Raw genomic sequence first — 25,629 nt, 5'->3', positions numbered from 1 at the left:
CGGTTTCCGCGGGGACAATCCGGAACCATTGGAGGAAGAGCACGACGGGAACTGCGGCAGCGACTTCGACCCGGAATTCGAGGAACTGCTGGCGGCCGCCGAGGACGTCGACGTCGAGGTCGGTGACCGCTCCCTCGCGGCGGCCAAGTGGTGTCGCCCCATCCGGAAACGGGCCAGGGTGACCATGCGCTACCGGGTGCGGGGGAACTGGCTGGCCGGCTACCACACCGGAGTGGATCTTGCGGTGGCGAAGGGAACCCCGGTTTACGCCGTGGGCACCGGCGTCGTCGTCCTGGCGAGCTGGTCGGGATCGTACGGAAAGGCCGTGACGATCAAGTTGAGCGATTCCCGGTACGTCGTCTACGCCCACCTCTCGCGCATCTCGGTCGCCCGGGGCGCCAAGGTGAAAGCCGGCACCAGGATCGGCAGCAGCGGCGCCACCGGCCGAGCCACCGGCCCGCACCTGCACTTCGAGGTGCGCGCCCGGCGCCCGTACGGCTCCGACATCGACCCGGTGAAGTACCTGGCCCGGCACGGTCTGATCCTTTGACCCGCGTGACACACGCACGCGTGGAGGCGTCCCGGGACGTGCTCATCGGCGGTGTCGGCCGCCTCTGAGACACTGGGGGCGCCATGAACGAGACAGCGACCGCCCCGACCGCACCCCTGCGCGCCCGCGCCGAGATCGACCTGGCCGCGCTGCGGGCCAACGTGCGGGCCCTGCGCGCCCGCGCGTCGGGCGCCGACCTCATGGCCGTGGTCAAGTCCGACGCGTACGGCCACGGCGCGGTGCCCTGTGCCCGCGCCGCGGTCGACGCGGGCGCGCGCTGGCTCGGGACCGCCACGCCGGAGGAGGCTCTGGCGCTGCGGAAGGCCGGGCTGCCGGGGCGGATCATGTGCTGGCTGTGGACGCCCGGCGGCCCCTGGCGGGAGGCGATCGAGGCCGACCTCGACGTGTCCGTCAGCGGGATGTGGGCGCTGCGCGAGCTCGTCGCGGCGGCCCGCGGGGCCGGCGTCCCCGCGCGCGTGCAGCTCAAGGCCGACACCGGGCTCGGGCGGGGCGGCTGTCAGCCGGGCGAGGACTGGGCCGAGCTGGTCGCCGAGGCGCTGCGCGCCCAGGCCGAAGGACTCCTCACCGTCACCGGCCTCTGGTCGCACTTCGCCTGCGCCGACGAGCCGGGGCATCCCTCCATCGCCGCCCAGCTCACCCTCTTCCGGGAGATGCTGGCGTACGCCGAGGGCCGGGGCGTGCGCCCCGAGGTGCGGCACATCGCCAACTCGCCCGCCACGCTGACCCTTCCGGAGAGCCACTTCGACCTCGTCCGGACCGGCATCGCGACCTACGGCATCTCGCCCAGCCCCGAGCTGGGCGTCCCCGCCGACTTCGGCCTGCGCCCGGTGATGACGCTGTCGGCGTCGCTCGCGCTGGTCAAGCGCGTGCCCGGCGGCCATGGCGTCAGCTACGGCCACCACTACGTCACCCCCGGCGAGACGACCCTCGGCCTGGTGCCCGTCGGCTACGCGGACGGCATCCCGCGGCACGCCTCCGGCGCCGGACCGGTGCTGGTCGACGGCAAGTGGCGCACGGTCGCCGGGCGGGTCGCCATGGACCAGTTCGTGGTGGACCTCGGCGGCGACGAACCCCCCACCGGCACCCGGGCCGTGCTCTTCGGCCCCGGCGACCGGGGCGAGCCCACCGCCGAGGACTGGGCGCAGGCCGCGGGCACCATCGCGTACGAGATCGTGACCCGCATCGGAACACGCGTTCCCCGCGTCTATGTGAACGAGGAACAAGCGGGGTAGTCGCACAGTGCGCGTCAGTGCCGCGAGGCCCGCGACACCGGTATCACCCGACCCAGTGAACAGGAGCGGTACGTGAGCGAGAGCAGTGCGGAGGCCGTCGTCGACGCCGCCGCGTCGGTGGCCCTCGCCTCCGCGGCGGGGGCGGGCGCGGGCTGGCGCCGGGCGACCGGGATCGCCGGCGCCGCGATAGGCGTGATCGCCGCGGGTGCCGCGGCGGGCGTGGCCCTCGAACGGCTCACCGTCGGACGCGGGATGCGGCAGCGGGCGCGGCTCGCCCTCGACTCGACCGGGCCGTACGGCGCACTGCGGGGCACCCCGGGCAAGGCGTACGCCGAGGACGGCACCGAGCTGTACTACGAGGTCGACGACCTCGACCCGGAGGCCGGACCCGCGCTGTCGCCGCGCCGGCGCCGGCTGTTCGGGCGCAAATCCCCCGCCCCCGTCACCGTCGTCTTCAGCCACGGCTACTGCCTCAGCCAGGACTCCTGGCACTTCCAGCGCGCGGCGCTCCGGGGTGTCGTACGGACCGTGCACTGGGACCAGCGCAGCCACGGGCGGTCCGGGCGGGGGGTGCGGCAGGTGCAGGACGGGGTGCCGGTCGACATCGATCAGCTCGGGCAGGACCTGAAGGCCGTCATCGACGCGGCCGTGCCGCAGGGGCCGATCGTGCTCGTCGGGCACTCCATGGGCGGGATGACCGTCATGGCACTGGCCGACCGGTACCCCGAGCTGATCCGTGACCGGGTGGTCGCGGTGGCCCTGGTCGGGACGTCGTCCGGGCGGCTCGGCGAGGTCAACTTCGGGCTTCCGGTGGCCGGCGTCAACGCCGTGCGGCGGGTGCTGCCGGGCGTTCTCAGGGCGCTGGGGCAGCGGGCCGACCTGGTGGAGAAGGGGCGGCGGGCCACCGCCGACCTGTTCGCCGGGATCATCAAGCGGTACTCCTTCGCCTCCCGGGACGTCGACCCGGCCATCGTCCGCTTCGCCGAGCGCATGATCGAGAGCACCCCGATCGACGTGGTCGCCGAGTACTACCCGGCGTTCGACAACCACGACAAGACCGCCGCCCTCGCGCACTTCGCGGACAAGCCGGTGCTCGTCCTCGCCGGGGTGGGCGACATGGTGACGCCCAGCGAGCACAGCGAGGCGATCGCCTCCCTGCTGCCGGAGGCGGAGCTGGTGCTGGTCCCGGACGCCGGGCACCTCGTCATGCTGGAACACCCGGAAGTGGTCACCGACCGCCTCGCCGACCTCCTCACCCGCGCGGGGGCGGTGCCCGCAGGGGCTACCGTTGGCGGTTATGGAAGCAGTACCGCGCAACCCGGTTGAGACCGAGCTGACCGTCACCTCCCCCGAACAGATGCGCGAGCTGGGCCTGAAGCTCGCCAAGCTGCTGCGCGCCGGGGACCTCGTGATGCTCAGCGGGGAGCTCGGCGCGGGCAAGACGACGCTGACCCGCGGACTCGGTGAGGGGCTCGGGGTGCGGGGGGCCGTCACCTCGCCGACCTTCGTGATCGCCCGCGTGCACCCGTCCCTGGGGGACGGACCGCCCCTCGTCCACGTGGACGCCTACCGCCTGGGCGGCGGGCTCGACGAGATGGAGGACCTCGATCTCGACGTCTCGCTGCCGGAGTCGGTGATCGTCGTGGAGTGGGGCGAGGGCAAGGTCGAGGAACTGACCGACGACCGGCTCCAGGTGCGGATCCACCGGGCGGTCGGGGACACGACCGACGAGGTGCGGCACGTGACGCTGACTCCGCTCGGGGAGCGGTGGGCCGCGGCCGACCTCAGCGTGCTCACGGCCTGAAGGGTCCGGCGCGTCCTCCCGGGGACGTTTTCGGTGAACGTTCCGACAATCCGTCGGCAAGATATTGCATTGGACGTCTTGTGCGTGGTCACATGGTACCCAGCTCGTAGTTAGGTGTACCTAACTACGCCGCCCCCGAACTTCAGGAGGCGTCCATGTCGGCCACCGAGAACCGGCCCCAGCCGCAGCCGTACGCGCTCGTCGGCGGTGTGTCCATGCGTGATCTGCTGGCGTCCTGCGCGGCGGCAGAAGCCGTCTCCACACCGCCGCGGGTGCCCGATCCGGGAACGGCGCGGGCGGCCGGCGCCGAGCGCCCGAAGGCGGCCTGAGCCGGCCTCAGTGGATCACCGCGACCTTCACCCCGATCGTCGCGAAGTCCCACATCGCGTCGCCGTCCTCCCGGGACTCCCGGATGCCGCCCGTCGGCACCGTGGTCATGGGGGCGGAGGACCCCGCCTTCTCCACGGCCGCGCTGAAGCCGATGGCCACTCCGTCCACGCTGGTGAAGCGGACCACGTGCTCGATGGGCGTGCCGTCGGTGCCGGTCACGGAGTTCGAGCGGGAGGTCACCGTGTAGACGCCCGGGGCGGGGTCGATGGTGCCGGGGACGACCGCGAAGGTGCGGACCACCCTGTCGCCGGCGCCGACCAGCCAGACCCGGTTGTCGTCCAGGGAGTACACCACTCGTTCGCCCGCGCCCGAGCCCGCCGGCAGGGCGGTGGGGTCCCGCTGGTCGCGGGGGGCCTTCGAGGCGACGGCCGCCGGGGCGCCGCCCGCGTGGGGCCTGGCGGGAACCGTCGCGGAGGCCTGGTAGGCGAGGAAGCCGACCGTCGCGAGGGCCGCCGCGGTGAGGGCGGTCACGAACGCCGCGTTGCTGGTTGCCACCGGTCACCCCTGGAGTGCTTGGTCCTGATTTGTGGCGACCGTAGCAGCTCACCGGGCGCCTTCCGCGCCGTCGCGCCCGGCGGCGCCCGAGCGGCGGAGCAGGTGTCGCACCGGTACACCCCCGGGTGCCTCCGGCGGCCTGCGGCCACCCAGGTCGTCCCGGAGCCGTAGGCTGTTTGCGTGCTCTTGCTCGCTCTGGATACCGCCACCCCCGCCGTCACCGTCGCCCTGCACGACGGGCGGGACGTCGCCGCCTCGTTCAGCCAGGTGGACGCGCGACGGCACGGGGAACTCTTGCTGCCGGCCGTCGACCGGGTGCTCGCGGACGCGGGGGTGAAGCTGGACGCGGTCACCGGGATCGTCGTGGGAATCGGCCCCGGGCCCTACACCGGGCTGCGCGTCGGGCTCATGACCGCCGACACCTTCGGACTCGCGCTCGGCATCCCCGTGCACGGCGTGTGCACCCTGGACGGACTCGCCTACGCGGCCGAGGTCGACGGCCCCTTCGTCGTGGCCACCGACGCGCGGCGCAAGGAGGTCTACTGGGCCGCCTACTCCGACCCCCGCACCCGCGTGGGCGATCCCGCGGTCGACCGGCCCGCCGACATCGCCGAGCGGGTCCAGGGGATGCCCGCGGTCGGAGCCGGGGCGCTGCTCTACCCGGACACCTTCCCCGACGCCCGCGCGCCCGAGCACGTGTCGGCCGCCGGGCTCGCCGCTCTCGCCGCCGAGCGCATCGGGGCCGGGGAGGAACTGCCCGCCCCGCGCCCGCTGTACCTGCGGCGGCCCGACGCGCAGGTCCCCAAGAACTACAAGGTGGTCACCCCCAAGTGACCACACCCCCGATTCCTGTGCTGCGCGAGATGCGGTGGTGGGACATCGATCCCGTCCTGGAGCTGGAGAAGGACCTCTTCCCGGAGGACGCCTGGTCCCGGGGCATGTTCTGGTCCGAACTCGCGCACTCCCGGGGGCCCGAGGCCACCCGGCGGTACGTGGTGGCCGAGGAGGGCGGGCGGATCGTCGGCTACGCCGGGCTGGCCTCCGCCGGCGAGCTGGCGGACGTCCAGACCATCGCCGTCGCCCGCGACCACTGGGGGACCGGACTCGGGGCGACGCTGCTGACCGAGCTGCTGCGGGCCGCGACCGCCTTCGAGTGCGCCGAGGTGATGCTGGAGTGCCGGATCGACAACATCCGCGCCCAGAAGCTCTACGAGCGCTTCGGCTTCGAGGCCATCGGCTTCCGGCGCGGCTACTACCAGCCGGGCAACGTGGACGCCCTGGTCATGCGACTGACCACTGCATCCGACAGCGGCTCCGCCGCGGGTTCGACATCCGAACGAGGAACTGAGATCAATGGCTGATGAACCGCTTGTCCTGGGCATCGAGACCTCCTGTGACGAGACCGGCGTCGGCATCGTCCGGGGGACCACCCTGCTGGCCGACGCCATCGCGTCCAGCGTCGACGAGCACGCCCGGTTCGGCGGTGTGGTGCCGGAGGTCGCGAGCCGGGCGCACCTGGAGGCCATGGTCCCCACCATCGACCGTGCGCTGAAGGAAGCCGGGGTCAGCGCCCGCGACCTCGACGGCATCGCCGTCACCGCCGGCCCCGGACTCGCCGGTGCCCTCCTCGTCGGGGTGTCCGCCGCGAAGGCGTACGCCTACGCCCTCGGCAAGCCCCTCTACGGCGTCAACCACCTCGCCTCCCACATCTGCGTCGACCAGCTGGAGCACGGGGCGCTGCCCGAGCCGACGATGGCGCTGCTGGTCAGCGGCGGTCACTCGTCGTTGCTGCTGTCCTCCGACATCACCTCCGACGTCCGCCCGATGGGCGCGACCATCGACGACGCGGCCGGCGAGGCCTTCGACAAGATCGCCCGGGTGCTGAACCTCGGCTTCCCGGGCGGCCCGGTCATCGACCGGTACGCGCGCGAGGGCGACCCGGACGCGATCTCCTTCCCGCGCGGCCTGACCGGGCCGCGCGACCCGGCGTACGACTTCTCCTTCTCCGGTCTGAAGACGGCGGTGGCGCGCTGGATCGAGGCCAAGCGGGCCGCGGGGGAGGAGGTGCCGGTGCGGGACGTGGCGGCCTCCTTCCAGGAGGCGGTCGTGGACGTACTGACCCGCAAGGCCGTGCGGGCCTGCAAGGACGAGGGCGTCGACCACCTCATGATCGGCGGCGGTGTGGCCGCCAACTCCCGGCTGCGGGCCCTGGCCCAGGAGCGCTGCGAGGCCGCCGGGATCCGCCTGAGGGTCCCGCGGCCCAAGCTGTGCACCGACAACGGCGCGATGGTCGCCGCCCTCGGCGCGGAGATGGTGGCCCGGGGCCGCCCCGCCTCCGCCTGGGACCTCTCCGCCGACTCCTCCCTGCCGGTGACCGACCCGCACGTGCCGGGCCACGACCACGTGCACGAGGTCAGCAAGGAGAACCTCTACTCGTGACGGTCGCGCTGATGTGGGAGGCCCGGGCGGCCGAGGGCCGGGGCGAGGAACTGCTCGCCTGGGCCCGCCGGCAGGAGCTTCCGGTACGGCCGCTGCGGCGGGAGACGCTCCGGGCGCCGCAGGACCGCGTCCTCGTCATCACGTGGTGGGACGCGGCCTACGACGCCGAGCTGCCCGAACTGCCGGAGCCGGGCGGTGACTTGGTCGCCCGCGCGGTGCACCGCTGGCGCTTCGAGTCGGTCACGGCGGACTGAGCCGGGGGCGGACGGGACTCGCCCCGGCATCCGGGCGGACACCGCCTGCCCGGTCCTTCAGGCGCTGCGCACCGGACTCCCCGCGGCCGAGGCGGTGTTCACCGAGGGCTTCGAGGAGTCCGGTGCGGAGACCGGACCGCCGGCGGACCGTGCTCAGTCCGACACCTCCGTCTCGCAGCGCAGCCGTCGGTCCGGGCCCACCTCCCGCACCGGGCCCGTCAGGTGCAACCTGGCCGTGTGCCGGGTCTCCGCGCTCGATGCCGACAACCGCAGCTCCAGGTCGCCCGGTTCGACGACGCGGCGGCCCCTGCGGTCGGTGAAGGCCGACAGCTCGGCGTGGAAGCGGAAGGTCACCCGGCGGGACTCGCCCGGCTCCAGCTCCAGCCGCCGGTAGCCGATCAGCCGGACGTCCGGGCGGGTCACCGAGGCCACCGGGTCGTGCAGATACAGCTGGACGACCTCGGCGCCCGCCCGGCCCCCCGCGTTGCGCACGGTCACCGACACGTCGTACGTGCCGTCCGTGCCGATCTCCGCCGGCGCCCCGCCCGTGAAGTCCTCCCACACGAACTCCGTGTAGGAGCGCCCGTGCCCGAAGGCGTACAGCGGGGTCGGGTCCAGGTTGCTGACCTCGCCCGCGAGACCGAGCGGCGGCTGGAGGTAGGTCCACGGCTGGCCGCCGGGCACCCGGGGCACGCTCACCGGGAGGCGGCCCGAGGGGTTGACCCGGCCCGACAGCACTCCCGCGACCGCGGGACCGCCCTCCTCGCCGGGGAAGAACGCCTGGACGACCGCGCCGAGCCGGCCGTCCCAGCGGCCGAGCGCGTAGGGGCGGCCGGTGAGCAGGACCAGCACCACCGGGACGCCGGTCGCGACCAGCGAGTCCAGCAACTCCGCCTGCACACCGGGCAGCCGGAGGTCCGTCACATCGCAGCCCTCGCCCGAGGTGCCCCGGCCGAACAGGCCCGCCCGGTCGCCGAGCACCGCCACGCAGACGTCCGCCTCGGCCGTCCGGGCCACCGCCTCCTCGAAGCCCGCGGTGTCCGGGTCGTCGACCCCGCAGCCCTCGGTGAACGTCACCTTGGCGTCGGGGAGTTCGGTGCGCAGGGCCTCCAGGACCGTGGGGATCTCGATGCCCATCGGGATGTCGGGGTGGTGGGTGAGGACGTGGGACGGGAAGGAGTAGCAGCCCAGCATGGCGAGGGCGTCGGCGGCGCGGGGGCCGACGACCGCGATCCGGGTGTCCGGGGCCAGCGGGAGCAGGCCGTCCGGGTTGTCGAGGAGGACCACGGACTCCTCGGCGAGGCGGCGGGCCAGGGCGCGGTTCGCCGTCGAGTCGAGGTCGATCCGCCCGGTGGGCTCCGGGTCCCAGTCCTCGTCCAGGAGGCCCAGCTCGCACTTCTGGAGCAGGACCCGGCGGGCCGCCCGGTCGATCAGGGACTCGGGGATCTCGCCCGCGCGGACGGCGTCGATCAGGGGGGTGCCGTAGCACTTGAGGGTGGGCAGTTCGACGTCGAGGCCCGCCGCGAGGGCCGCGTGGGCCGCGCCCGCTTCGGTGCCGGCGATGCGGTGCTGGCTCTGGAGGAAGCCGATGCCGAAGTAGTCGGCGACCACCGTGCCGGTGAACCCCCACTGCTCGCGCAGCAGTTCGGTCAGCAGGCCGGGGTCGGCGGAGGCCGGGACGCCGTCGGTGTCGGTGTACGCGGCCATCACCGAGCGGGCCCCGCCCTCGCGCAGGGCGAACTCGAAGGGCGGCAGGGTGATGTCGGCGAACTCCCGCACCCCCGCCCGCACGGGCGCGAGGTTGCGGGCGCCGGCCGAGGAGGCGTACCCGGCGAAGTGCTTGAGCGTGGCGACGATCCCGGCCGACTCCAGACCGCGGACGTAGGCGGCGCCGATCGTGCCCACCAGGTACGGGTCCTCGCCGATCGTCTCCTCGACCCGTCCCCAGCGCGGGTCGCGGACGACGTCCAGGACGGGGGCCAGTCCCTGGTGGACGCCGACCGCGCGCAGGTCGCGGCCGATGGCGCCGGCCATCTCCTCGACGAGCTCGGCGTCCCAGCTCGCGCCCCAGGCGAGGGGCACCGGATAGGCGGTGGCCCGCCAGGTGGTGAAGCCGGCCAGGCACTCCTCGTGGGCGAGCGCCGGAATGCCGAAGCGGCCGGCCTCGGCGATACGGCGCTGGGCGCGGGCCAGTGCCTGCGCGCCCAGCGCCGGGTCCACGGGGGCGGTGCCGAAGGGGCGGGTGAGCTGGCCCAGGCCCCGGGTGATCAGCTCGTCCCAGTCGTAGTCGGCGGTCATCTCGCGCTGGAGGGGGGCGACTCCGTCCCCGTCCGTGCTGGCGCCCACCCACACGCCGTAGAGCTGGGCGGTCTTCTCCTCCAGGGTCATCCGGGAGAGGAGGTCGTCGACGCGGGCGGAGGCGGTCAGGGCGGGGTCACGCCAGGGCGCGGTGGTCATGTAACTCCTGTCGGGCTCGACTGTCAGGTCGACGACCTCGCGAATGTTTCGATATATCATCCGAATGTTTTGGGAACCTAGGGCCGCCGGAAGGGTTCGTCAAGAGGTCGCGCAGGGATACGATCGCCGCCATGACACCCCCGGAGCCCGCTGAAACCCGGACGACATCCCCTGCGGTGGGACGGTCGCAGCAGACCGCGACCCTCGCCGAGATCGCCCGGGAGGCCGGCGTCTCGGCGCCGACAGTTTCGAAGGTCCTCAACGGCCGGGCCGATGTCGCGCCCGCGACCCGCGCCCGCGTCGAGGACCTGCTGCGTGCGCACGGCTACCGGCGCCGGCGTGCCGAGGCGAGCCGTTCGCCCCTGATCGACCTGGTCTTCCACGAGCTGGAGAGCGCGTGGGCGATGGAGGTCATCCGGGGCGTGGAGAACGTGGCCCGCGACGCCGGGCTGAGCGTCGTCCTGAGCGAGAGCGCAGGACGGCTCACCCCCGGGCGGACCTGGGCCGACCAGGTCGCCGCCCGGCGTCCGTACGGCGTGGTCCTCGTGCTGTCCGGGCTCGACGAGTCCCAGCGCGCGCTGCTCAACAGCAGGTCGATCCCGTTCGTGGTGATGGACCCGGCCGGTGATCCGGGCGCCGACGTGCCCTCCATCGGCGCGACCAACTGGCAGGGCGGGCTCGCCGCGACCCGCCACCTGGTCGAACTGGGGCACCGCAGGATCGGCGCGATCAGCGGGCCCTCCCGCATGATGTGCAGCCGCGCCCGCGTGGACGGCTACCGGGCCGCGCTGGAGACCGCCGGGCTGCCCGTCGACCCCGGACTGATCATGCCCGGCGACTTCCACCACGAGACCGGCTACCGCCAGGGCCTGGAACTGCTGCGCCGCCCGGACCGGCCCACGGCCGTCTTCGCGGGCAACGACCTCCAGGCGCTCGGCGTCTACGAGGCCGCGCGCGAGCTGGGACTGCGCATCCCCGAGGACCTGAGCGTGGTCGGCTTCGACGACCTTCCGGTGGCGCCCTGGGTGGGGCCGCCGCTGACGACCGTACGGCAGCCGCTGACCGAGATGGCCGAGGCCGCGGCCAAGCTGGTGCTCGACCTGGGCCGGGACGGCGGCAACCCGGCGGCGACCCGGGTGGAGCTGGCGACGAGCCTGGTGGTCCGGAGCAGCTGCGCCGAGCTGCGGGCGGGCGCCTAGGGGCGCCGGGTCGGACCGTGCCCCTCCGAAGCCAATCGGTTGCACGACCGAAACTTTCGGAGGCGCGCTTCTGGGCTGCTCCGGCCCGCTCCCGGAGACGAGAAGTCTGAGATTTTCCGAAGAAAACCGTCCGCGAGGCGTTCCTCGTAATAATTCGGACTTACGTTCCTCCCTGTGAGTGGAGACGGCGAGGACGGACGAGCGGGTCGGCGGTCGAGCGTGCTGAAGGCCGTCGGCCTCGCGCTCGCGGGCACCCTGGTCGCGGGATGCGCCGCGGCGGGCTGGGCGTACTGGCACCTCAACAGCAACATCAAGAGCGTCGACATCGACAGCGCACTCGGCGACGACCGCCCCGCCAAGGCGACCCCGACCCCTTCGGCCTCCGACGCGGCACCGCTGCCCACCGAGGCCGTCAACATCCTGGTCCTCGGCTCCGACTCACGCAGCGGCAAAGAGAACCGGGCGCTCGGCGGCGGCAGCAGCACCGGCGCCCGGTCCGACACCGCGATGGTCGTGCACATCGACGCGGGCCGCACGACGGCCACCGTCGTCAGCATCCCGCGCGACACCCTCGTCACCCGCCCCTCCTGCCCGCTGGAGAGCGGCGGCACCACGGCGGTCTCGTACGGCGCCATGTTCAACAGCGCCTACGCGGTGGGCGGTCCGGTGTGCGCGGTCAGGACCGTCGAGTCGATCACGGACGTCCGCATGGACCACTACGTCGAGATCGACTTCTCGGGCTTCGCCAGACTGGTGAACGCCCTCGGCGGGGTCACGGTGACCACGGACGAGGACATCGACGACGCCGACAGCCACCTCACCCTGAAGGCGGGCACCCACCACCTCGACGGCAAGCAGGCCCTCGCGCTCGCCCGCACCCGGCACGGCATAGGCGACGGCAGCGACCTGGGCCGCATCGGCCTCCAGCAGCAACTGGTGAAGGCCCTGCTGGCGCAGATGTCCTCGACGAGCCTCCTGACCAGCCCCGCCAAGCTGTACTCCGTCGCCGACGCCGTCACCGGCAGCCTCACCACCGACACCGGACTCGACTCCCTGCCCGAGCTCATGACCCTCGGTGAGAGCCTGAAGGGCCTCGCGGCGGCCGACGTGAAGACCGTGACCATGCCGGTCGTCACCGCCCCCTCGGACCCCAACCGGGTGGTGGCGGAGGAACCCGCGGCGAGCGAGCTGTGGGAGTCGCTCCGCTGAGGTCTTCGCTGAGGGCTTCGCCGAGTTCTCCGCCGAGGTGTTCGCCGAGGTTCTCGTTGACGTGTGCACCGAAAAAACGGGCGACACTGCAACCAATGAGCGACCAGTGGTGTCTGTTGCGGTGACCACATTGCAGTAACCAGGGGGAACACCGATGTCCAACTCGCGTTCGTACAAGGCATGGTCCGTGCCGCTGATCGCCGGAGTGCTCGCGCTCGGCGGGATTCCCGCCCTCGCCGGCAGCGCCACGGCGGCCGAATCGAAGGCCGTCCAGGACGACTTCAACGGCGACGGCTACAAGGACCTCGCCGTCGGCGCCCCGATCGCCACGATCGGCGGCAAGCAGGGGGCGGGCTACGTCACCGTCATGTACGGCGGCCCGCACGGCCTGACCAAGGACAGCCGCACCATCATCAGCCGTGCCACCAGCGGCATCCCGGGCGATCCCGCCGCGGGCGAGAACTTCGGCCACCAGCTGTCCACGGGGGACCTGGACGGCGACGGCCGCACCGACCTGATCATCGGACACGCGGACCCGAAGCGGGACGCGGTCGTCGTCTGGGGCTCCAAGGAGGGCCTGTCCGGCGCGGTGTCCGTGCCCGCGTCGACCACCCAGGCGGGCGACTTCGACGGTGACAGCTGGCCGGACCTGGTCCTGTTCCGCGGCGGCCGCTCCCCGGGCGACGACCCGCTCGGCACCGAGGTCACCGTCTGGCAGGGCCCGATCTCCCGGGACGGGAAGCCGACCGCCACGCGGGACTTCGGCTCGCCCAAGCTGGAGCCCTACGACCTGATGCACGTGGCCGCCGGGGACGTCAACGGCGACGGCCGCGACGACCTCGCGACGACCGTCTACCTCGGCGACGGCGGCATCGGCTCCCAGCTTTACCTGGCCAACGCCTCCGGAGGCGCCTTCACCTATGTCGCCTCCTCCCCCCAGGGCACCAGCCAGGCGGCCTTCGGCGACGTCAACGGCGACGGCTACGACGACCTCGTCCGGGGCGTCCCGAACGACTCCACGGTCACCGTGGCCCTCGGCTCGGCCTCCGGTCTGAAGCCGGAGTCGACCTGGAAGTCGTACAGCCAGGACACTGCGGACGTCCCCGGCGCCAAGGAGGAGGAGGACCGCTTCGGCGACGCGGTGGCGGTCGGTGACGTCAACAACGACGGCTACGCCGACGTGGCCGTGGGCGCGCCCGGCGAGAAGCTCGGCGACAAGGCCGGGGCGGGCATGGTCAACGTCCTCTACGGCAGCCGCGACGGCCTGACCGGCACGGGTTCCCAGGGCTTCACCCAGGACACCGACGGCGTCCCCGGCGCCGCCGAGTCGAGCGACAACTTCGGCGACTCGGTCAGCATCCACGACATCAACGGCAACGGCTACGCGGACCTCGCGGCGGCGGCCTCCCGCGAGAACATGGTCGAAGGCGGGAACGCCGGTGAAGGCGCGGTCTGGTCGCTGCGCGGCCGTCCGACCGGCATCGTGACGGACGCGGCGTTCACCTTCGGCCCCCGCACGGTCGGGGCGCCGATCGAGCGGGCGACGTTCGGCGGCTCGCTGTCGTAGCAGGTCAGGCGCATGCTTGAGGGCCCGGGAAAAATTCTCCGAAGAAATCCGCGGAGTCTGTCGATCCCGGGCCCTTCCGATCGACGCACTGGTGAGAGGCCGGGAAGGACCGGCCCGCAGCGACCGAGGAGTCACCATGCCGCGTTACCTGTCGATGGTCCGGATCGACGAGCAGAACGCCCCCGCCGAGGGCCCCAGCGAGGCGCTGATGCAGCGCATGGGCGAGCTGATCGAGGAGATGACGAAGGCCGGGGTGCTGCTCGACACCGCCGGGCTCACGCCGACCGCGCAGGGCACCCGGGTGCGGTGGGAGAAGGGCGAGCTGTCGGTGACCGACGGGCCCTTCACCGAGGCCAAGGAGGTCGTCGGCGGGTACGCGATCGTGCAGGCCAAGGACATGGCCGAGGCGGTCGAGTGGACCAAGCGCTTCCTGAAGGTCCACGAGGAGCACTGGACGGTCACCTGCGAGGTGCGGGAGATCGTGGAGGGCTGAGCCCCGGGAGGCGGTCCGTCCTCCTTGGCCGTACGGCCGTGACGGTGTCGAATGGGGGCTGTGACCACCTCACAGCCCTCCCGCACCGACGCCCGATCCTCCGTCGAGACCGTTTTCCGCATGGAGTCGCCGCGTATCATCGCCGGGGTCACCCGGGTCGTCCGGGACGTCGGCATCGCCGAGGAACTCGCCCAGGACGCACTCGTCGCCGCGCTGGAGCAGTGGCCGCGCGACGGCGTCCCGGACAACCCGGCCGCCTGGCTCATGGCCATCGCCCGGCGCAAGGCCGTCGACCTGGTCCGCCGCCGGGAGAACTACGCCCGCAAGCTGGCCGAGATCGGCCGCGACCTGACGGAGTCCGCCCCGCCGGAGGAGCCCGCCGACCCCGAGGACATCGACGACGACCTGCTCAGGCTCGTCTTCACCACCTGCCACCCGGTGCTGTCCGCGGAGGCCCGCACCGCCCTCACCCTGCGCCTGCTCGGCGGTCTCACCACCCCGGAGATCGCCCGCGCCTTCCTCGTCCCGGAGGCCACGGTCGCCCAGCGGATCGTGCGCGCCAAACGGACCCTCGCCACGAAGAACATCGCCTTCGAGGTCCCCTACGGCCCGGACCGCGAGGCCCGCCTCGGCTCGGTCCTGGACGTCATCTACCTGATCTTCAACGAGGGGTACGCGGCCACCGCCGGCGACGACTGGCTGCGCCCCTCCCTGTGCGAGGACGCCCTGCGCCTGGCCCGCCTGCTGTCCGCGCTCATGCCCAAGGAACCCGAAGTGCACGGCCTGGCCGCCCTGTTGGAGTTCCAGGCCTCCCGCGCGGCCGCCCGCACCGGCCCGCACGGCGAACCCGTCCTCCTCAAGGACCAGAACCGCAGCCGCTGGAACCGCATGCTCATCGCCCGCGGCATCAAGGCCCTGGGCCGCGCCGACGCCACGTCCACCGGGGCCCCCGGCCCCTACGTCCTCCAGGCCGCCATCGCCGCCTGCCACGCGCACGCGTACTCCTACGAGGAGACCGACTGGCGGTCCATCGCCACCCTCTACGCCCTGCTCGCCGCCCGCACCCCCTCCCCGGTCGTCGAACTCAACCGCGCGGTCGCCGTCTCCATGGCCGAGGGCCCGGCCCCGGCCCTGGAGATCGTCGACGCGCTCACCGACGAACCCGCCCTGCTCGACTACCACTTGCTGCCGAGCGTGCGCGGCGACCTCCTGTGCCGCCTGGGCCGCACGACGGAGGCCCGCGCCGAGTTCGAACGCGCGGCCGCCCTGACCCGCAACGAACGGGAGCGGGAGCTGCTGCTGGACAGGGCGCGGGAGTGCGGCGGGTGAACGGCCACCGCGCGGTCGCGCACCGGGAGTTGCTCAGGACGCCCCGGCGCCGGTGACGGCCCGCGCAGGAGCGCCGATCAGCATCGTCGGTGCCCCCGCCACCCGGGTGAGGAACACCGTCACCGCGTTCGTGCCCTGCGGTTTCGGGAGCGCCTTGCGGCGCAGTTCCTCCGGCTCGACCGCCGAGCCCCGCTTCTTCACCGTCAGGATCCCGACCTCCCGCTCGCGCAGCAGCGCCTTCAGCTTCTTCACGTTGAAGGGGAGCCGGTCGGTGATCTCGTAGGCGGTGGCGTACGGCGTCGCCAGCAGGGCGTCCGAGGTCACGTACGCGATGGTGGGGTCGACGAGTCCGCCCTCGACCTCCTGCGCCACCTCGGCGACCAGATGGGCGCGGATGACGGCACCGTCCGGCTCGTACAAGTACCGCCCCACGGAACGGACTTCGGGGTCGGGCAGCCCGCGGCCGAGCAGGGTCCGCGGTCCCGGCAGCAGCGTCGCCCGGACCGCCCCCGGTGCGGTGCCGAACCACAGCACTGCCTCCTTCACGTCCCCGCCGTCCGAGATCCACTCCGCCTCGGCCTCGGCCGGCACCGCCTCGTGCGGGATGCCCGGCGCGACCTTCAGCGCCGCGTGCGGGGCCTTGAGGGCGGCCCGGACCGCCCAGGACAGGGGCGGCGAGTAGGCCTCCGGGTCGAAGATGCGGCCCCGCCCGCCGCGCCGCGCCGGATCCACGAACACGGCGTCGTACGGGGCCGTGTCGACCTCCGTGACGTCCGCCTCCCGTACGTCGATCAGGCCGGCGAGCCCGAGGGCCTCCGCGTTGGCCCGGGCGGCCGCCGCCGTCAACGGGTCCCGGTCCACCGCGAGGACCCGGATCCCGGCCCGGGCCAGCGCGATGGCGTCGCCGCCGATCCCGCAGCACAGGTCCGCCACGGAGGTGACGCCCATGGACCTCAGCCTGCGGGCCCGGTAGGCGGCCACGCTCGCCCGCGTCGACTGCTCGACCCCGTTCGGCGTGAAGAACATCCGCCCCGCGTCCTCGGCCCCGAACTTCGCCTCCGCCCGCTGCCGCAGCCGGGCCTGGCCGAGCGCCGCGGAGACCAGTTCGGCGGGGTGCTCGCGGCGCAGCCGGGTGGCGACGGCGAGTTCGTCGGCGGGGGCGGTGCCGCGCACGTCGTCGAGGAGAGCACGGCCCTCGGGGGTGAGGAGAGGGGCGAGGTCGTTCACCGGGTCATTGTGGGCCAGTCGGTGGACGGTCCGCTGCCGGGCGGCGGTGTCGGCCCGGCGGCGACGCCGTGACCTGCGAGGATCCGGCGCCATGGGAACAGTAGGACAAACTTACAAAAAGGGTGCGTTGGGGGTGTCGATCCGCGGCGGACTCGTCCTCCTGGCCGCGGCCGCCCTGGCCTCCGGCTGCGCCCGCCCGGCCGGGACCGACGCACGGCGGCAGCCCCTCCCGGCGCCCCCGGCCCCCGCCGCCGAGCTCCAGGCCGACAAGTCCGTCATCCGGGCCGCCCGGCTCCGCGCCGAGCAGTCCCGGATCGCCACCGCCAGGCGCTGGGGGCTGAAGAGGGTCCCGCTGACGGCCCCGCCGGCACCCGTGACCAAGCCCCGCATCACCACCCGCGAGGGCTTCGAGGTCGACGGCCACGAGGAGAAGGGGCTGCCGCCGGTCTTCACCACGGTCCCCACCGACCAGAAGATCGTCTTCCTCACCATCGACGACGGCGCCGAGAAGGACCCCGCCTTCCTGCGGATGACGAGCGAGCTGCGGATCCCGTACACCGCCTTCCTCAGCAACTACCTGGTCAAGGACGACTACGGCTACTTCAGGAGGATGCGGGACAGGGGAGTCGCCCTCGACAACCACACCCTCCACCACCGCTACCTGCCCGGGTTGTCCTACGCCCGCCAGAAGCACGAGATCTGCGGGATGCAGGACGTCATCGAGAAGCGGTACGGCACCCGGCCCGTGCTCTTCCGGCCGCCCTACGGCAACTACAACGAGGACACCCTGCGCGCGGCCAGGTCCTGCGGCATCCGGTACGCGCCGATCTGGAACGAGGAGGTCTTCGCCGACCACTGGGAGTACCGCGAGTGGGACCGCAGGATCCGCCCCGGCGACATCGTGCTCAGCCACTTCCGGGGCCGCGAGGGCTGGAAGGGCACGATGACCGACATGGTCCGCCGCTTCCTGGACAAGGTCACGGCCGAGGGGTACGCCGTCGCCCGCCTGGAGGACTACCTGTGAGGCCGCGGTCCCTGGTCGCCGCAGGGCTGGCGGCCGTACTCCTCGCCGGCTGCGCCCAGTCCGTGGACCCCATCGAACGGCTGGGGAAGAAGGCGGCCCAGCGCGTGGGGCCGTACGGCCCGGCCGAGGCGGACGGACGGCCGTACCGCCACTGGGGCCTGACCTCCCCGCTGCCGGCGCCGCCGCGCGTGCCGGCGCGCGCGGCGGCCGGCCGGGACGGGCTGCCGCCGGTCGTGCGGCGCGTCGAGACGTCCGACAAGGTCGTCTTCCTCACCTACGACGACGGCGCCGAGCGGGACCCGCGGTTCGTCGACCTGGTCCGCGAACTGCGGCTGCCCGTCAGCATGTTCCTCACGGACAGCGTCGTCGGCCCCGGGTACGGCCACTTCGCGCGCCTCCAGGCGGTCGGCGCGCGCATCCAGAACCACACCCTCGACCACCCCGCCCTGCGCGGTCTGCCGTACGCGGGACAGCGCGCCGAGATCTGCGGCCAGCAGGAGAAGGTGCGGTCCCGCTTCGGCATCCGGCCGCGGCTGTTCCGGCCGCCCTACGGCACGTACGACCGCACGACCCTGCGCGCGGCGGCCGACTGCGGGCTCTCGGCGGTGGTGCTGTGGAGCGTGGCGGCGCAGGGGGAGCGGCGGGAGCTGCGGGCCGGCGACATCGTCTCGGTGACGTCGGGGGAGACGACGGGCCCGACCCTGACGGAGCGCACGACGAGGCTGCTGCGGGAGATCGAGCGGCGGGGACTGACGGTGGGACGGCTGGAGGACTACCTGTAGGGGTGCTCCGCGGACCCCGCCTCAGGACACGGCCGGAGGTTCCGCCGAAGAGCCGGCCGGAGGCCCCGCCGGAGGTCCCGTCGAAGACGCGATTGGCACTCCGCTTGACCGAGTGCTAATCACGGTCATAGTCTCGGGTCTGGCACTCCCCCCTGGAGAGTGCCAACACAGCGACGGGCAGGTCCGGCACCCGCGACGACGGATCCACCTGGTCGCCACCTCAGACAGTTAACCCCGTGAGATCTCCGAAGGGGGAGGTCGGATCGTGACGACCACCAGCTCCAAGGTTGCCATCAAGCCGCTCGAGGACCGCATCGTGGTCCAGCCGCTCGACGCCGAGCAGACCACCGCCTCTGGCCTGGTCATCCCGGACACCGCCAAGGAGAAGCCCCAGGAGGGCGTCGTCCTGGCCGTGGGCCCGGGCCGCTTCGAGAACGGCGAGCGCCTGCCGCTCGACGTCCAGACCGGCGACATCGTGCTGTACAGCAAGTACGGCGGCACCGAGGTGAAGTACAACGGCGAGGAGTACCTCGTCCTCTCGGCCCGCGACGTGCTCGCGATCATCGAGAAGTAATTCACCCCAGCATTTCTTCGAGCTGCGCCCCTGGCCCCCGCGACCACTAACAAGCCGGGCGCCCGGGGCGCAGTCTCTTTTCACCTAGATTTCCGAGAGGGCTCACGCTCCCATGGCGAAGATCCTGAAGTTCGACGAGGACGCCCGTCGCGCCCTCGAGCGCGGCGTCAACAAGCTTGCCGACACGGTCAAGGTGACGATCGGCCCCAAGGGCCGCAACGTCGTCATCGACAAGAAGTTCGGCGCTCCCACCATCACCAACGACGGCGTCACCATCGCCCGCGAGGTCGAGATCGAGGACCCGTACGAGAACCTCGGCGCCCAGCTGGTGAAGGAGGTGGCGACCAAGACCAACGACATCGCGGGTGACGGCACCACCACCGCCACCGTGCTCGCCCAGGCGCTGGTGCGCGAGGGCCTGAAGAACGTCGCCGCGGGTGCCTCCCCGGCAGCCCTGAAGAAGGGCATCGACGCCGCCGTCGCGGCCGTCTCCGAGGACCTCCTCGCGACCGCCCGCCCGATCGACGAGAAGTCCGACATCGCCGCCGTCGCCGCGCTGTCCGCCCAGGACCAGCAGGTCGGCGAGCTCATCGCCGAGGCGATGGACAAGGTCGGCAAGGACGGTGTCATCACCGTCGAGGAGTCCAACACCTTCGGTCTGGAGCTGGACTTCACCGAGGGCATGGCCTTCGACAAGGGTTACCTGTCGCCGTACATGGTCTCCGACCAGGAGCGTATGGAGGCCGTCCTCGACGACCCGTACATCCTGATCAACCAGGGCAAGATCTCCTCGATCCAGGACCTGCTGCCGCTGCTCGAGAAGGTCATCCAGGCGGGTGCCTCCAAGCCGCTGCTGATCATCGCCGAGGACGTCGAGGGCGAGGCCCTGTCGACCCTGGTCGTCAACAAGATCCGCGGCACCTTCAACGCGGTCGCCGTCAAGGCCCCCGGCTTCGGTGACCGCCGCAAGGCGATGCTCCAGGACATGGCGACGCTGACCGGCGCCGAGGTCATCTCCGAGGAGGTCGGCCTCAAGCTCGACCAGGTCGGCCTGGACGTGCTGGGCTCCGCCCGCCGCGTCACGGTCACCAAGGACGACACCACGATCGTCGACGGCGCCGGTGACTCCGCCGCCGTGCAGGGCCGGGTCGCCCAGATCAAGGCCGAGATCGAGAACACCGACTCCGACTGGGACCGCGAGAAGCTCCAGGAGCGCCTCGCGAAGCTGGCCGGCGGCGTGTGCGTGATCAAGGTCGGCGCCGCCACCGAGGTGGAGCTGAAGGAGAAGAAGCACCGTCTGGAGGACGCCATCTCCGCGACCCGCGCCGCGGTCGAGGAGGGCATCGTCTCCGGTGGTGGCTCCGCTCTGGTCCACGCCGCCAAGGTGCTCGAGGGCGGCCTCGGCAAGACCGGCGACGAGGCCACCGGTGTCGCCGTCGTCCGCAAGGCCGTCGTCGAGCCGCTGCGCTGGATCGCCGAGAACGCGGGCCTCGAGGGCTACGTCATCACCTCCAAGGTCGCCGAGCTCGACAAGGGCCAGGGCTTCAACGCCGCGACCGGCGAGTACGGCGACCTGGTCAAGGCCGGCGTCATCGACCCGGTCAAGGTCACCCGCTCCGCCCTGGAGAACGCCGCCTCCATCGCCTCCCTCCTCCTGACGACCGAGACCCTGGTCGTCGAGAAGAAGGAAGAGGAGGAGCCGGCCGCCGCCGGGCACGGCCACGGCCACTCCCACTGAGCGAACCGCTCGTAAGGAGGCCCCCGTTCCCTCGCCGAGAGGGAACGGGGGCTTTCCCCTTCGCGGGTCACCAGGTCCCGGCGGTCACTGCCCGAGTACCCCGAGCTGCTCCATCAGCCCCGCACGGTCGTAGCTCCACCATCCCTCGCAGATCCGCCCGTCCCGGAACCGGTGCCAGGTGGTCCCGGTCATGGTGACGTCCTGCCCGGTCGCCGGGATCCCCACGAACTCGCCGGTGTGCTTACCGGTCCAGGTCCAGCGGGTGCACACCCGGTCGCCCTGCGCGATCTGGTCGTCGATCCGGAAGGCGAAGACGAAGGCCCGCCGCCATCCCTCGTACTCCTCGCGCGCAGCCGCCAGTTCCAGGTCCCCGGGGTTGGCGGGATCGTGGTCGACGTAGTCGTCGGTGAACCGCTCGAACAGCTCCGCCGTGCCGTCCCGCCCGGCCCGCTCGAAGAACTCCCGCGCCACGGCCGGTTCGAGCTGCTCGTCCCGCACCACGTCCAGGTCGGTGAAGGTCGGCATCTCGTCGCACAGCGCGACCATCCCCTGGAAGATCCGCTCGGTCTCCGGCAGCCCCGAGTTCCGCATCGCCTCCTCGTACGACGGGAACTCCACGATCTCGACGAAGTGCGACGCGTCGGACCGGTCCTTGCCGACCACCGCGTGCGTCGCGGTCCGCTTCCCCTTGGTCTGCTCGACCCATGTGTCCATCAGCCGGTCCATCTCGTCGAAACGGCTGGTCCTGCAATCGATGAGCTGTACGAAGGTCATCTCGCCACCACCTCCGGCCCCCCTGGGCTGGGTGTCACGGCACCATTGTCCGCCCGCCGGCGCCGAGACGGCACGCGTCGGGCGGGACGGTCACTGCGGCCCGTACTTCCGCCCCGTCCGCGACGTGATCCCGCCCAGCAGTCCCCGCGGCGCCACCTTCGCCAGCCCCATCAGCGTCTTGTAGCGCGGGTCCGGGATCGACAGGGTCTTGCCGCGGGCCAGGTCGGCGAGGGCCGCGGCGACCACCTTGTCCGCGTCGAGCCACATCCAGCCGGGGATGTTGTCCGTGCCCATCCCGGCCCGCTGGTGGAACTCGGTCCGCACGAACCCCGGGCACAGGGCCATCAGACGGACCCCGCTGCTCGCCAGGTCCCGCGCCGCGCCCTGCGTGAACTGCACGACCCACGCCTTCGAGGCGCCGTACGTCCCGCGGGGCAGGAAAGCCGCCACCGAGGCGACGTTCACGACGCCCCCGCGGCCCCGCTCCCGCATCGCCTCCGACGCCGCCGACGTCAGCCGCAGCACCGCCTCGCAGTGCACCTTGAGCATCGTGAGCTCGTCCGCCACGGAGACGTCGAGATAGCGGCCCTTGTTGGCGAAGCCGGCGTTGTTGACGAGGAGGTCGACGGGCGACCTGCGGTCCGACAGGCGGGCGGCGACCGCCTCGATGCCGGGATCCGTGGCGAGGTCGGCGGTGAGGACCTCGGCCTCGATGCCGTGCCGGTCGTGGAGCTCGGTCGCGTGTTCCCGGAGCCGCTTGGTGTCGCGGGCCACCAGCACCAGGTTGTGCCCGTCAGCCGCCAGCCGTCGTGCGAACGCGGCACCGATGCCCGCGGTCGATCCCGTAATCAATGCCGTTGTCATGGCGCAAGGTTAATGACCGGGACCGACAGCGCCCGTCTGCCGAGGGGCCGTCAGGCGCCGTACTTCTCCACGTACGCCTGCGCCCACTCCCGCAGCTCCGGATGGAGCGCCTCACCCGCCGCCAACAGCCGTGGCTGGAGCGGCCGTTCGGTGGTCATCGCGCGGAACGCCAGGGCGACCGTCACGTCGTGGTCGGGCCGGTGCGCGATCTCGACCGGGTCCCCGGCACGGATCTCGCCCGGCTGTATCACCCGCAGGTAGGCGCCCGGTGCGCCCTTCTGCGTGAACCGCTTCACCCAGCGCCGCTCACCCATGTGGCCCTGAAAGGTGCCGCACGGGATCCGCGCGCTGGTGATCTCCAGCACCACCTCGGGGCCGATGCGCCAGCGCTCGCCGATCAGCGCGCCGGAGACGTCGATGCCCTCGGTGGTGAGGTTCTCGCCGAACGCGCCGTTGGCCAGCGCCCGGCCGAGCTCGCCCTCCCATTCGTCCAGGTCCTCGCGCGCCATCGCGTACACGGCCTGGTCGTCGCCGCCGTGGTGCTGCCTCTTGCACACCGCGTCCCCGGCGAGCCCGCTGCCGCCGATGCCCTTGGGCCCGGGCGCGGCCACCCGCACCGGCCCCTGGACGGGCCGCTTGTCGATCCCGGTGACCCCCTCCGGGTTGTCCGTGTACGTAACGGCCTTCACGCCGCCGAGATTCACCGACAGAAGCTTCATGGCGGCACGGTAGAAGACCTGGTCCCAAAGGTGCCACGCATTATTCGGTGATGTGTCAAAGCACGGCTTATCCTCGGAGGGTGATCGAGGCCCGACATCTCCGTGTCCTGCGCGCCGTCGCCGCCACCGGCTCCTTCTCGGCGGCGGGGCGCGAACTGGGCTGCACCCAGCCCGCCGTCAGCCAGCAGATGAAGGCCCTGGAGACGTCCGTGGGCACACCGCTGCTCGTCCGCAGCGGGCGCGAGATGCGGCTGACCGAGGCGGGCCAGGCCCTGGTGCGGCACGCCTCGGGCATCCTGGCGGGCCTCACCGCGGCGGAGGAGGAGGTCGCCGCCATCGCCGGGCTGCGGGCCGGGCGGGTCCGGCTCGTCTCCTTCCCCAGCGGCAGTTCCACCCTGGTCCCCACCGCGCTCGCCGCCCTGCGCGCCGCCCATCCCGGCACCCGGGTCTCCCTGGAGGAGGCCGAACCGCCGCACTCCGTCGGCCTGCTGAGGGAGGGCGACTGCGACATCGCGCTCGCCTTCCGGTACGAGGGGGCCGCGGGCGGCGACGAGTGGGACGACCTCGTTGTACGGCCCCTGCTGACCGACCGGCTCGTGGCCCTCGTGCCCGAGCGGCACCGGCTCGCGCGCGCCGGGTCCGTGGCCATCGGGGAGCTCGCCGGGGAGTCGTGGATCGCCGGGTGCCCGCGCTGCCGGGGCCAGTTGGTCGAGGTGTGCGAGAGCGCCGGCTTCACGCCCCGCATCGACTTCGCGACCGACGACTACCCGGCGGTCGTCGGCCTGGTGGGCGCCGGCCTGGGGGTCGCGGTCCTGCCCCAGCTCGCCGTCGAGTCGGTACGGCCGCGGGGGGCGCGCACGGTGACGCTGGAACCGGCGGTCCGGCGGGAGATCGTCGCGCTCACCCTGCCCGACCTGGCGCAGGTGCCCGCGGTGGCGGCGACGCTGGAGCAACTGGCGCGCGCGGCCGCGCGATAGGCCGCCGGACGCGAGGAAGGGCACGCGCGCGCGTGCCCTTCCAGGAGAAACGTTCCTTCAATTGTTCGATGCGCCGCTCCCGACGGATGACGCCGACACCAGCCGGTGCCGCGCCCGCCCCATGAGCTCCTCGCGCTCGTCCTCGGTCAGCCCGCCCCACACGCCGTACGGCTCTCTCACCGCGAGCGCGTGCGCCGCACACTGTGCGCGCACCGGGCATCTCATGCAGACCTCCTTGGCCGAGTTCTCGCGAGCGCTCCGGGCCGCACCGCGCTCGCCCTCCGGATGGAAGAAGAGCGAGCTGTCCACCCCGCGACAGGCGGCCAGGAGCTGCCAGTCCCACAGGTCCGCGTTCGGTCCGGGAAGGCGGGAGAAATCTGCCATTGCGTGACCCCTTGTAGCCGTTCTGGGCGGATACGGTGTCCACGACCGTACATCTACGATCTAAGGAGATGAAAATATGACTCATTGCGAATCTAGCCTCAGACACCAGGAAATGGGAAGAAAAGGGTCTGAATGGGGCATGGGTTGTGATGAAACGTTGTGGGTCCGCCCCGCATGTCTCCACCGTGTCCGCGCCCTCACGTAGAGTGCCGAAGACAGTGCGCAGCCCCGTAACTCTTTCGGGTGACCGTCGTTGAGAGTGCGGAGGCGGTTGAAACAACAAGTGCTCGGGCAGGCGTCCGAGACGGTCGACCGCACAGGTGACGATTTCGTACCAGCCTGGAGGCTCAAGGTGACGTGCATCAGCTGCGGAGGGCGGCCATGACATCCGTCCTCGTCTGCGACGACTCCCCGCTTGCCCGAGAGGCGCTCCGCCGCGCGGTCGCAACCGTGCCCGGCGTCGAGCGCGTGACGACCGCGGCCAACGGCGAGGAAGTCCTCCGCCGCTGGGGCGCGGACCGTTCGGACCTGATTCTGATGGACGTACGCATGCCCGGTCTGGGCGGCGTCGAGACCGTGCGGCGGCTGCTGTCCGCCGACCCCGGTGCCCGGATCATCATGCTCACGGTCGCCGAGGACCTCGACGGGGTCGCCCTCGCGGTCGCCGCCGGTGCGCGCGGCTACCTCCACAAGGACGCCTCGCGCGCGGAGTTGCGGGCCACGGTGACGCAGGCGCTCGCCGACCCGACCTGGCGGCTCGCCCCGCGCCGGCTGCGGTCCGCGGAGATGGGCGCGGCGCCCACGCTCACCGCGCGTGAGATCCAGGTCCTCGAGGGCATGAGCCACGGCCGGTCCAACGCGGAGATCGGACGCGAGCTGTTCCTGTCCGAGGACACCGTGAAGACGCACGCACGGCGACTGTTCAAGAAGCTCGGGGCCTCGGACCGGGCGCACGCGGTCGCGCTCGGCTTCCGCTGGGGTCTGGTGCGCTGAGCATTCCGTCGGGCGCGGTCGCGGCAGGGCCGCTTCGTGGCTGGTCGCGCCCGTGCGGCGGTAGCTGTCGATCGGTGCTGCCCGCGCCCTGACGGGGCGCGGTCGAGCGGCCCCTCCGACGCCCCGCTGCCTGT

At 72.4% G+C, this 25,629-nt stretch carries 27 protein-coding genes; 20 read left to right on the top strand and 7 right to left on the bottom strand.

Features of this window, described 5'->3' with window-relative positions; all coding sequences use genetic code 11:
* Positions 1 to 28 precede the first annotated feature (28 nt).
* The 5 genes from ACIQJT_RS29785 (at position 29) to ACIQJT_RS29765 (ending at position 3,936) form a co-directional block, all read left to right on the top strand.
* Positions 29 to 550 carry a M23 family metallopeptidase gene (locus ACIQJT_RS29785; protein WP_365456061.1) on the top strand — a complete coding sequence of 174 codons (522 nt, stop codon included), beginning with the start codon at positions 29 to 31 and terminating at the stop codon, positions 548 to 550.
* A gap of 83 nt (positions 551 to 633) precedes the next feature.
* Positions 634 to 1,803 carry an alanine racemase gene (gene alr, locus ACIQJT_RS29780; RefSeq protein WP_365456058.1) on the top strand — a complete coding sequence of 390 codons (1,170 nt, stop codon included), beginning with the start codon at positions 634 to 636 and terminating at the stop codon, positions 1,801 to 1,803.
* Positions 1,804 to 1,875: 72 nt separating this feature from the next.
* Positions 1,876 to 3,129, top strand: coding sequence for an alpha/beta fold hydrolase (locus tag ACIQJT_RS29775; protein ID WP_402648711.1), 1,254 nt, complete (start codon positions 1,876 to 1,878; stop codon positions 3,127 to 3,129).
* Entirely contained in the window at positions 3,101 to 3,607 is a 507-nt protein-coding gene (gene tsaE, locus ACIQJT_RS29770) for a tRNA (adenosine(37)-N6)-threonylcarbamoyltransferase complex ATPase subunit type 1 TsaE (RefSeq protein ID WP_053846755.1), read from the top strand. The genes ACIQJT_RS29775 and tsaE overlap by 29 nt, the downstream gene beginning before the upstream one ends.
* Before the next feature lie 155 nt (positions 3,608 to 3,762).
* Positions 3,763 to 3,936, top strand: coding sequence for a hypothetical protein (locus tag ACIQJT_RS29765; RefSeq protein ID WP_179200377.1), 174 nt, complete (start codon positions 3,763 to 3,765; stop codon positions 3,934 to 3,936).
* A 7-nt stretch (positions 3,937 to 3,943) separates the two neighbouring features.
* On the opposite strand, the gene ACIQJT_RS29760 is transcribed toward ACIQJT_RS29765, so the two are convergent.
* Positions 3,944 to 4,492, bottom strand: a complete 549-nt coding sequence (locus tag ACIQJT_RS29760; protein WP_365456052.1) for a hypothetical protein — start codon at positions 4,490 to 4,492, stop codon at positions 3,944 to 3,946.
* Between the two features lie 180 nt (positions 4,493 to 4,672).
* Here ACIQJT_RS29760 and tsaB point away from each other — a divergent pair, with 180 nt between their 5' ends.
* From tsaB to ACIQJT_RS29740, 4 genes are read left to right on the top strand one after another with little or no spacing between them, the layout of a single operon-like run.
* Entirely contained in the window at positions 4,673 to 5,326 is a 654-nt protein-coding gene (tsaB, locus tag ACIQJT_RS29755) for a tRNA (adenosine(37)-N6)-threonylcarbamoyltransferase complex dimerization subunit type 1 TsaB (RefSeq protein ID WP_365456049.1), read from the top strand.
* 29 nt (positions 5,327 to 5,355) lie between these two features.
* The gene (gene rimI / locus ACIQJT_RS29750; RefSeq protein ID WP_365456251.1) at positions 5,356 to 5,853 is read left to right on the top strand and encodes a ribosomal protein S18-alanine N-acetyltransferase; all 498 of its coding nucleotides are present in this window, start codon (positions 5,356 to 5,358) and stop codon (positions 5,851 to 5,853) included.
* On the top strand, positions 5,846 to 6,931 hold the full coding sequence (tsaD, locus tag ACIQJT_RS29745) for a tRNA (adenosine(37)-N6)-threonylcarbamoyltransferase complex transferase subunit TsaD (RefSeq protein ID WP_053846752.1): 1,086 nt from the start codon (positions 5,846 to 5,848) through the stop codon (positions 6,929 to 6,931). The genes rimI and tsaD overlap by 8 nt, the downstream gene beginning before the upstream one ends.
* Positions 6,928 to 7,185 carry a hypothetical protein gene (locus ACIQJT_RS29740; protein WP_402648705.1) on the top strand — a complete coding sequence of 86 codons (258 nt, stop codon included), beginning with the start codon at positions 6,928 to 6,930 and terminating at the stop codon, positions 7,183 to 7,185. Before tsaD ends, ACIQJT_RS29740 begins: the two co-directional genes overlap by 4 nt.
* A 153-nt stretch (positions 7,186 to 7,338) precedes the next feature.
* Here ACIQJT_RS29740 and ACIQJT_RS29735 read toward each other — a convergent pair whose 3' ends face one another.
* A complete protein-coding gene (locus tag ACIQJT_RS29735; protein WP_402648703.1) occupies positions 7,339 to 9,642 on the bottom strand; it encodes a glycoside hydrolase family 3 N-terminal domain-containing protein in 2,304 nt (767 codons plus the stop codon).
* A gap of 131 nt (positions 9,643 to 9,773) precedes the next feature.
* Between ACIQJT_RS29735 and ACIQJT_RS29730 the strand changes: the two genes are divergently transcribed.
* The 5 genes from ACIQJT_RS29730 (at position 9,774) to ACIQJT_RS29710 (ending at position 15,439) form a co-directional block, all read left to right on the top strand.
* Positions 9,774 to 10,841, top strand: a complete 1,068-nt coding sequence (locus ACIQJT_RS29730) for a LacI family DNA-binding transcriptional regulator (RefSeq protein ID WP_402648701.1) — start codon at positions 9,774 to 9,776, stop codon at positions 10,839 to 10,841.
* Positions 10,842 to 11,015: 174 nt separating this feature from the next.
* The gene (locus tag ACIQJT_RS29725) at positions 11,016 to 12,050 is read left to right on the top strand and encodes an LCP family protein (RefSeq protein ID WP_365456034.1); all 1,035 of its coding nucleotides are present in this window, start codon (positions 11,016 to 11,018) and stop codon (positions 12,048 to 12,050) included.
* Positions 12,051 to 12,204: 154 nt separating this feature from the next.
* Positions 12,205 to 13,617: an FG-GAP-like repeat-containing protein gene (locus ACIQJT_RS29720; RefSeq protein ID WP_365456031.1), complete on the top strand. Its 1,413-nt coding sequence runs from the start codon at positions 12,205 to 12,207 to the stop codon at positions 13,615 to 13,617.
* Positions 13,618 to 13,753: 136 nt separating this feature from the next.
* Complete coding sequence (locus ACIQJT_RS29715) at positions 13,754 to 14,110, top strand: YciI family protein (RefSeq protein WP_365456028.1); 357 nt, start codon at positions 13,754 to 13,756, stop codon at positions 14,108 to 14,110.
* Positions 14,111 to 14,161: 51 nt separating this feature from the next.
* Positions 14,162 to 15,439 (top strand): RNA polymerase sigma factor, encoded by a 1,278-nt coding sequence (locus ACIQJT_RS29710; protein ID WP_402648696.1) that lies wholly within the window; start codon positions 14,162 to 14,164, stop codon positions 15,437 to 15,439.
* A gap of 33 nt (positions 15,440 to 15,472) precedes the next feature.
* On the opposite strand, the gene ACIQJT_RS29705 is transcribed toward ACIQJT_RS29710, so the two are convergent.
* Positions 15,473 to 16,666 carry a THUMP-like domain-containing protein gene (locus ACIQJT_RS29705; RefSeq protein WP_365456022.1) on the bottom strand — a complete coding sequence of 398 codons (1,194 nt, stop codon included), beginning with the start codon at positions 16,664 to 16,666 and terminating at the stop codon, positions 15,473 to 15,475.
* Between the two features lie 91 nt (positions 16,667 to 16,757).
* Between ACIQJT_RS29705 and ACIQJT_RS29700 the strand changes: the two genes are divergently transcribed.
* The 4 genes from ACIQJT_RS29700 (at position 16,758) to groL (ending at position 20,784) form a co-directional block, all read left to right on the top strand.
* Positions 16,758 to 17,690 (top strand): polysaccharide deacetylase family protein, encoded by a 933-nt coding sequence (locus tag ACIQJT_RS29700; protein WP_402648693.1) that lies wholly within the window; start codon positions 16,758 to 16,760, stop codon positions 17,688 to 17,690.
* Positions 17,687 to 18,472 (top strand): polysaccharide deacetylase family protein, encoded by a 786-nt coding sequence (locus ACIQJT_RS29695; RefSeq protein WP_402648690.1) that lies wholly within the window; start codon positions 17,687 to 17,689, stop codon positions 18,470 to 18,472. Before ACIQJT_RS29700 ends, ACIQJT_RS29695 begins: the two co-directional genes overlap by 4 nt.
* Before the next feature lie 265 nt (positions 18,473 to 18,737).
* Positions 18,738 to 19,046, top strand: coding sequence for a co-chaperone GroES (groES, locus tag ACIQJT_RS29690; protein WP_028807844.1), 309 nt, complete (start codon positions 18,738 to 18,740; stop codon positions 19,044 to 19,046).
* A 112-nt stretch (positions 19,047 to 19,158) separates the two neighbouring features.
* Positions 19,159 to 20,784 carry a chaperonin GroEL gene (gene groL, locus ACIQJT_RS29685; RefSeq protein WP_365456013.1) on the top strand — a complete coding sequence of 542 codons (1,626 nt, stop codon included), beginning with the start codon at positions 19,159 to 19,161 and terminating at the stop codon, positions 20,782 to 20,784.
* An 84-nt stretch (positions 20,785 to 20,868) separates the two neighbouring features.
* Here groL and ACIQJT_RS29680 read toward each other — a convergent pair whose 3' ends face one another.
* The 3 genes from ACIQJT_RS29680 to ACIQJT_RS29670 form a co-directional block, all read right to left on the bottom strand.
* Positions 20,869 to 21,558 carry an ester cyclase gene (locus ACIQJT_RS29680; protein WP_402648685.1) on the bottom strand — a complete coding sequence of 230 codons (690 nt, stop codon included), beginning with the start codon at positions 21,556 to 21,558 and terminating at the stop codon, positions 20,869 to 20,871.
* Between the two features lie 90 nt (positions 21,559 to 21,648).
* Positions 21,649 to 22,422: an SDR family NAD(P)-dependent oxidoreductase gene (locus ACIQJT_RS29675; protein ID WP_402648682.1), complete on the bottom strand. Its 774-nt coding sequence runs from the start codon at positions 22,420 to 22,422 to the stop codon at positions 21,649 to 21,651.
* Positions 22,423 to 22,472: 50 nt separating this feature from the next.
* Entirely contained in the window at positions 22,473 to 23,141 is a 669-nt protein-coding gene (locus tag ACIQJT_RS29670; RefSeq protein WP_402648679.1) for an MOSC domain-containing protein, read from the bottom strand.
* A gap of 80 nt (positions 23,142 to 23,221) precedes the next feature.
* Between ACIQJT_RS29670 and ACIQJT_RS29665 the strand changes: the two genes are divergently transcribed.
* The gene (locus ACIQJT_RS29665; RefSeq protein WP_053847724.1) at positions 23,222 to 24,118 is read left to right on the top strand and encodes a LysR family transcriptional regulator; all 897 of its coding nucleotides are present in this window, start codon (positions 23,222 to 23,224) and stop codon (positions 24,116 to 24,118) included.
* A 57-nt stretch (positions 24,119 to 24,175) separates the two neighbouring features.
* On the opposite strand, the gene ACIQJT_RS29660 is transcribed toward ACIQJT_RS29665, so the two are convergent.
* Positions 24,176 to 24,502: a WhiB family transcriptional regulator gene (locus ACIQJT_RS29660; protein ID WP_007384136.1), complete on the bottom strand. Its 327-nt coding sequence runs from the start codon at positions 24,500 to 24,502 to the stop codon at positions 24,176 to 24,178.
* A gap of 381 nt (positions 24,503 to 24,883) precedes the next feature.
* On the opposite strand from ACIQJT_RS29660, the gene ACIQJT_RS29655 reads away from it, so the two are divergent.
* Positions 24,884 to 25,495, top strand: a complete 612-nt coding sequence (locus ACIQJT_RS29655; protein WP_003948568.1) for a response regulator transcription factor — start codon at positions 24,884 to 24,886, stop codon at positions 25,493 to 25,495.
* The last annotated feature ends 134 nt before the right edge of the window (positions 25,496 to 25,629 follow it).

It is taken from the genome of Streptomyces sp. NPDC091972, assembly GCF_044756385.1.
GTDB lineage: Bacteria > Actinomycetota > Actinomycetes > Streptomycetales > Streptomycetaceae > Streptomyces.
Note: the sequence above shows the minus strand (reverse complement) of the source record. Positions and strands in the feature narration are given on the sequence as shown.

Coding starts and splice junctions, on each gene's coding strand:
- ACIQJT_RS29700 (WP_402648693.1), top strand. CDS start 16,758: ATGGGAACAGTAGGACAAACTTACAAAAAGGGTGCGTTGGGGGTGTCG.
- tsaD (WP_053846752.1), top strand. CDS start 5,846: ATGGCTGATGAACCGCTTGTCCTGGGCATCGAGACCTCCTGTGACGAG.
- ACIQJT_RS29715 (WP_365456028.1), top strand. CDS start 13,754: ATGCCGCGTTACCTGTCGATGGTCCGGATCGACGAGCAGAACGCCCCC.
- ACIQJT_RS29735 (WP_402648703.1), bottom strand. CDS start 9,642: ATGACCACCGCGCCCTGGCGTGACCCCGCCCTGACCGCCTCCGCCCGC.
- ACIQJT_RS29730 (WP_402648701.1), top strand. CDS start 9,774: ATGACACCCCCGGAGCCCGCTGAAACCCGGACGACATCCCCTGCGGTG.
- ACIQJT_RS29710 (WP_402648696.1), top strand. CDS start 14,162: ATGGGGGCTGTGACCACCTCACAGCCCTCCCGCACCGACGCCCGATCC.
- ACIQJT_RS29720 (WP_365456031.1), top strand. CDS start 12,205: ATGTCCAACTCGCGTTCGTACAAGGCATGGTCCGTGCCGCTGATCGCC.
- tsaE (WP_053846755.1), top strand. CDS start 3,101: ATGGAAGCAGTACCGCGCAACCCGGTTGAGACCGAGCTGACCGTCACC.
- groL (WP_365456013.1), top strand. CDS start 19,159: ATGGCGAAGATCCTGAAGTTCGACGAGGACGCCCGTCGCGCCCTCGAG.
- ACIQJT_RS29655 (WP_003948568.1), top strand. CDS start 24,884: ATGACATCCGTCCTCGTCTGCGACGACTCCCCGCTTGCCCGAGAGGCG.
- ACIQJT_RS29660 (WP_007384136.1), bottom strand. CDS start 24,502: ATGGCAGATTTCTCCCGCCTTCCCGGACCGAACGCGGACCTGTGGGAC.
- ACIQJT_RS29670 (WP_402648679.1), bottom strand. CDS start 23,141: ATGAAGCTTCTGTCGGTGAATCTCGGCGGCGTGAAGGCCGTTACGTAC.
- ACIQJT_RS29680 (WP_402648685.1), bottom strand. CDS start 21,558: ATGACCTTCGTACAGCTCATCGATTGCAGGACCAGCCGTTTCGACGAG.
- ACIQJT_RS29675 (WP_402648682.1), bottom strand. CDS start 22,422: ATGACAACGGCATTGATTACGGGATCGACCGCGGGCATCGGTGCCGCG.
- ACIQJT_RS29765 (WP_179200377.1), top strand. CDS start 3,763: ATGTCGGCCACCGAGAACCGGCCCCAGCCGCAGCCGTACGCGCTCGTC.
- rimI (WP_365456251.1), top strand. CDS start 5,356: ATGCGGTGGTGGGACATCGATCCCGTCCTGGAGCTGGAGAAGGACCTC.
- alr (WP_365456058.1), top strand. CDS start 634: ATGAACGAGACAGCGACCGCCCCGACCGCACCCCTGCGCGCCCGCGCC.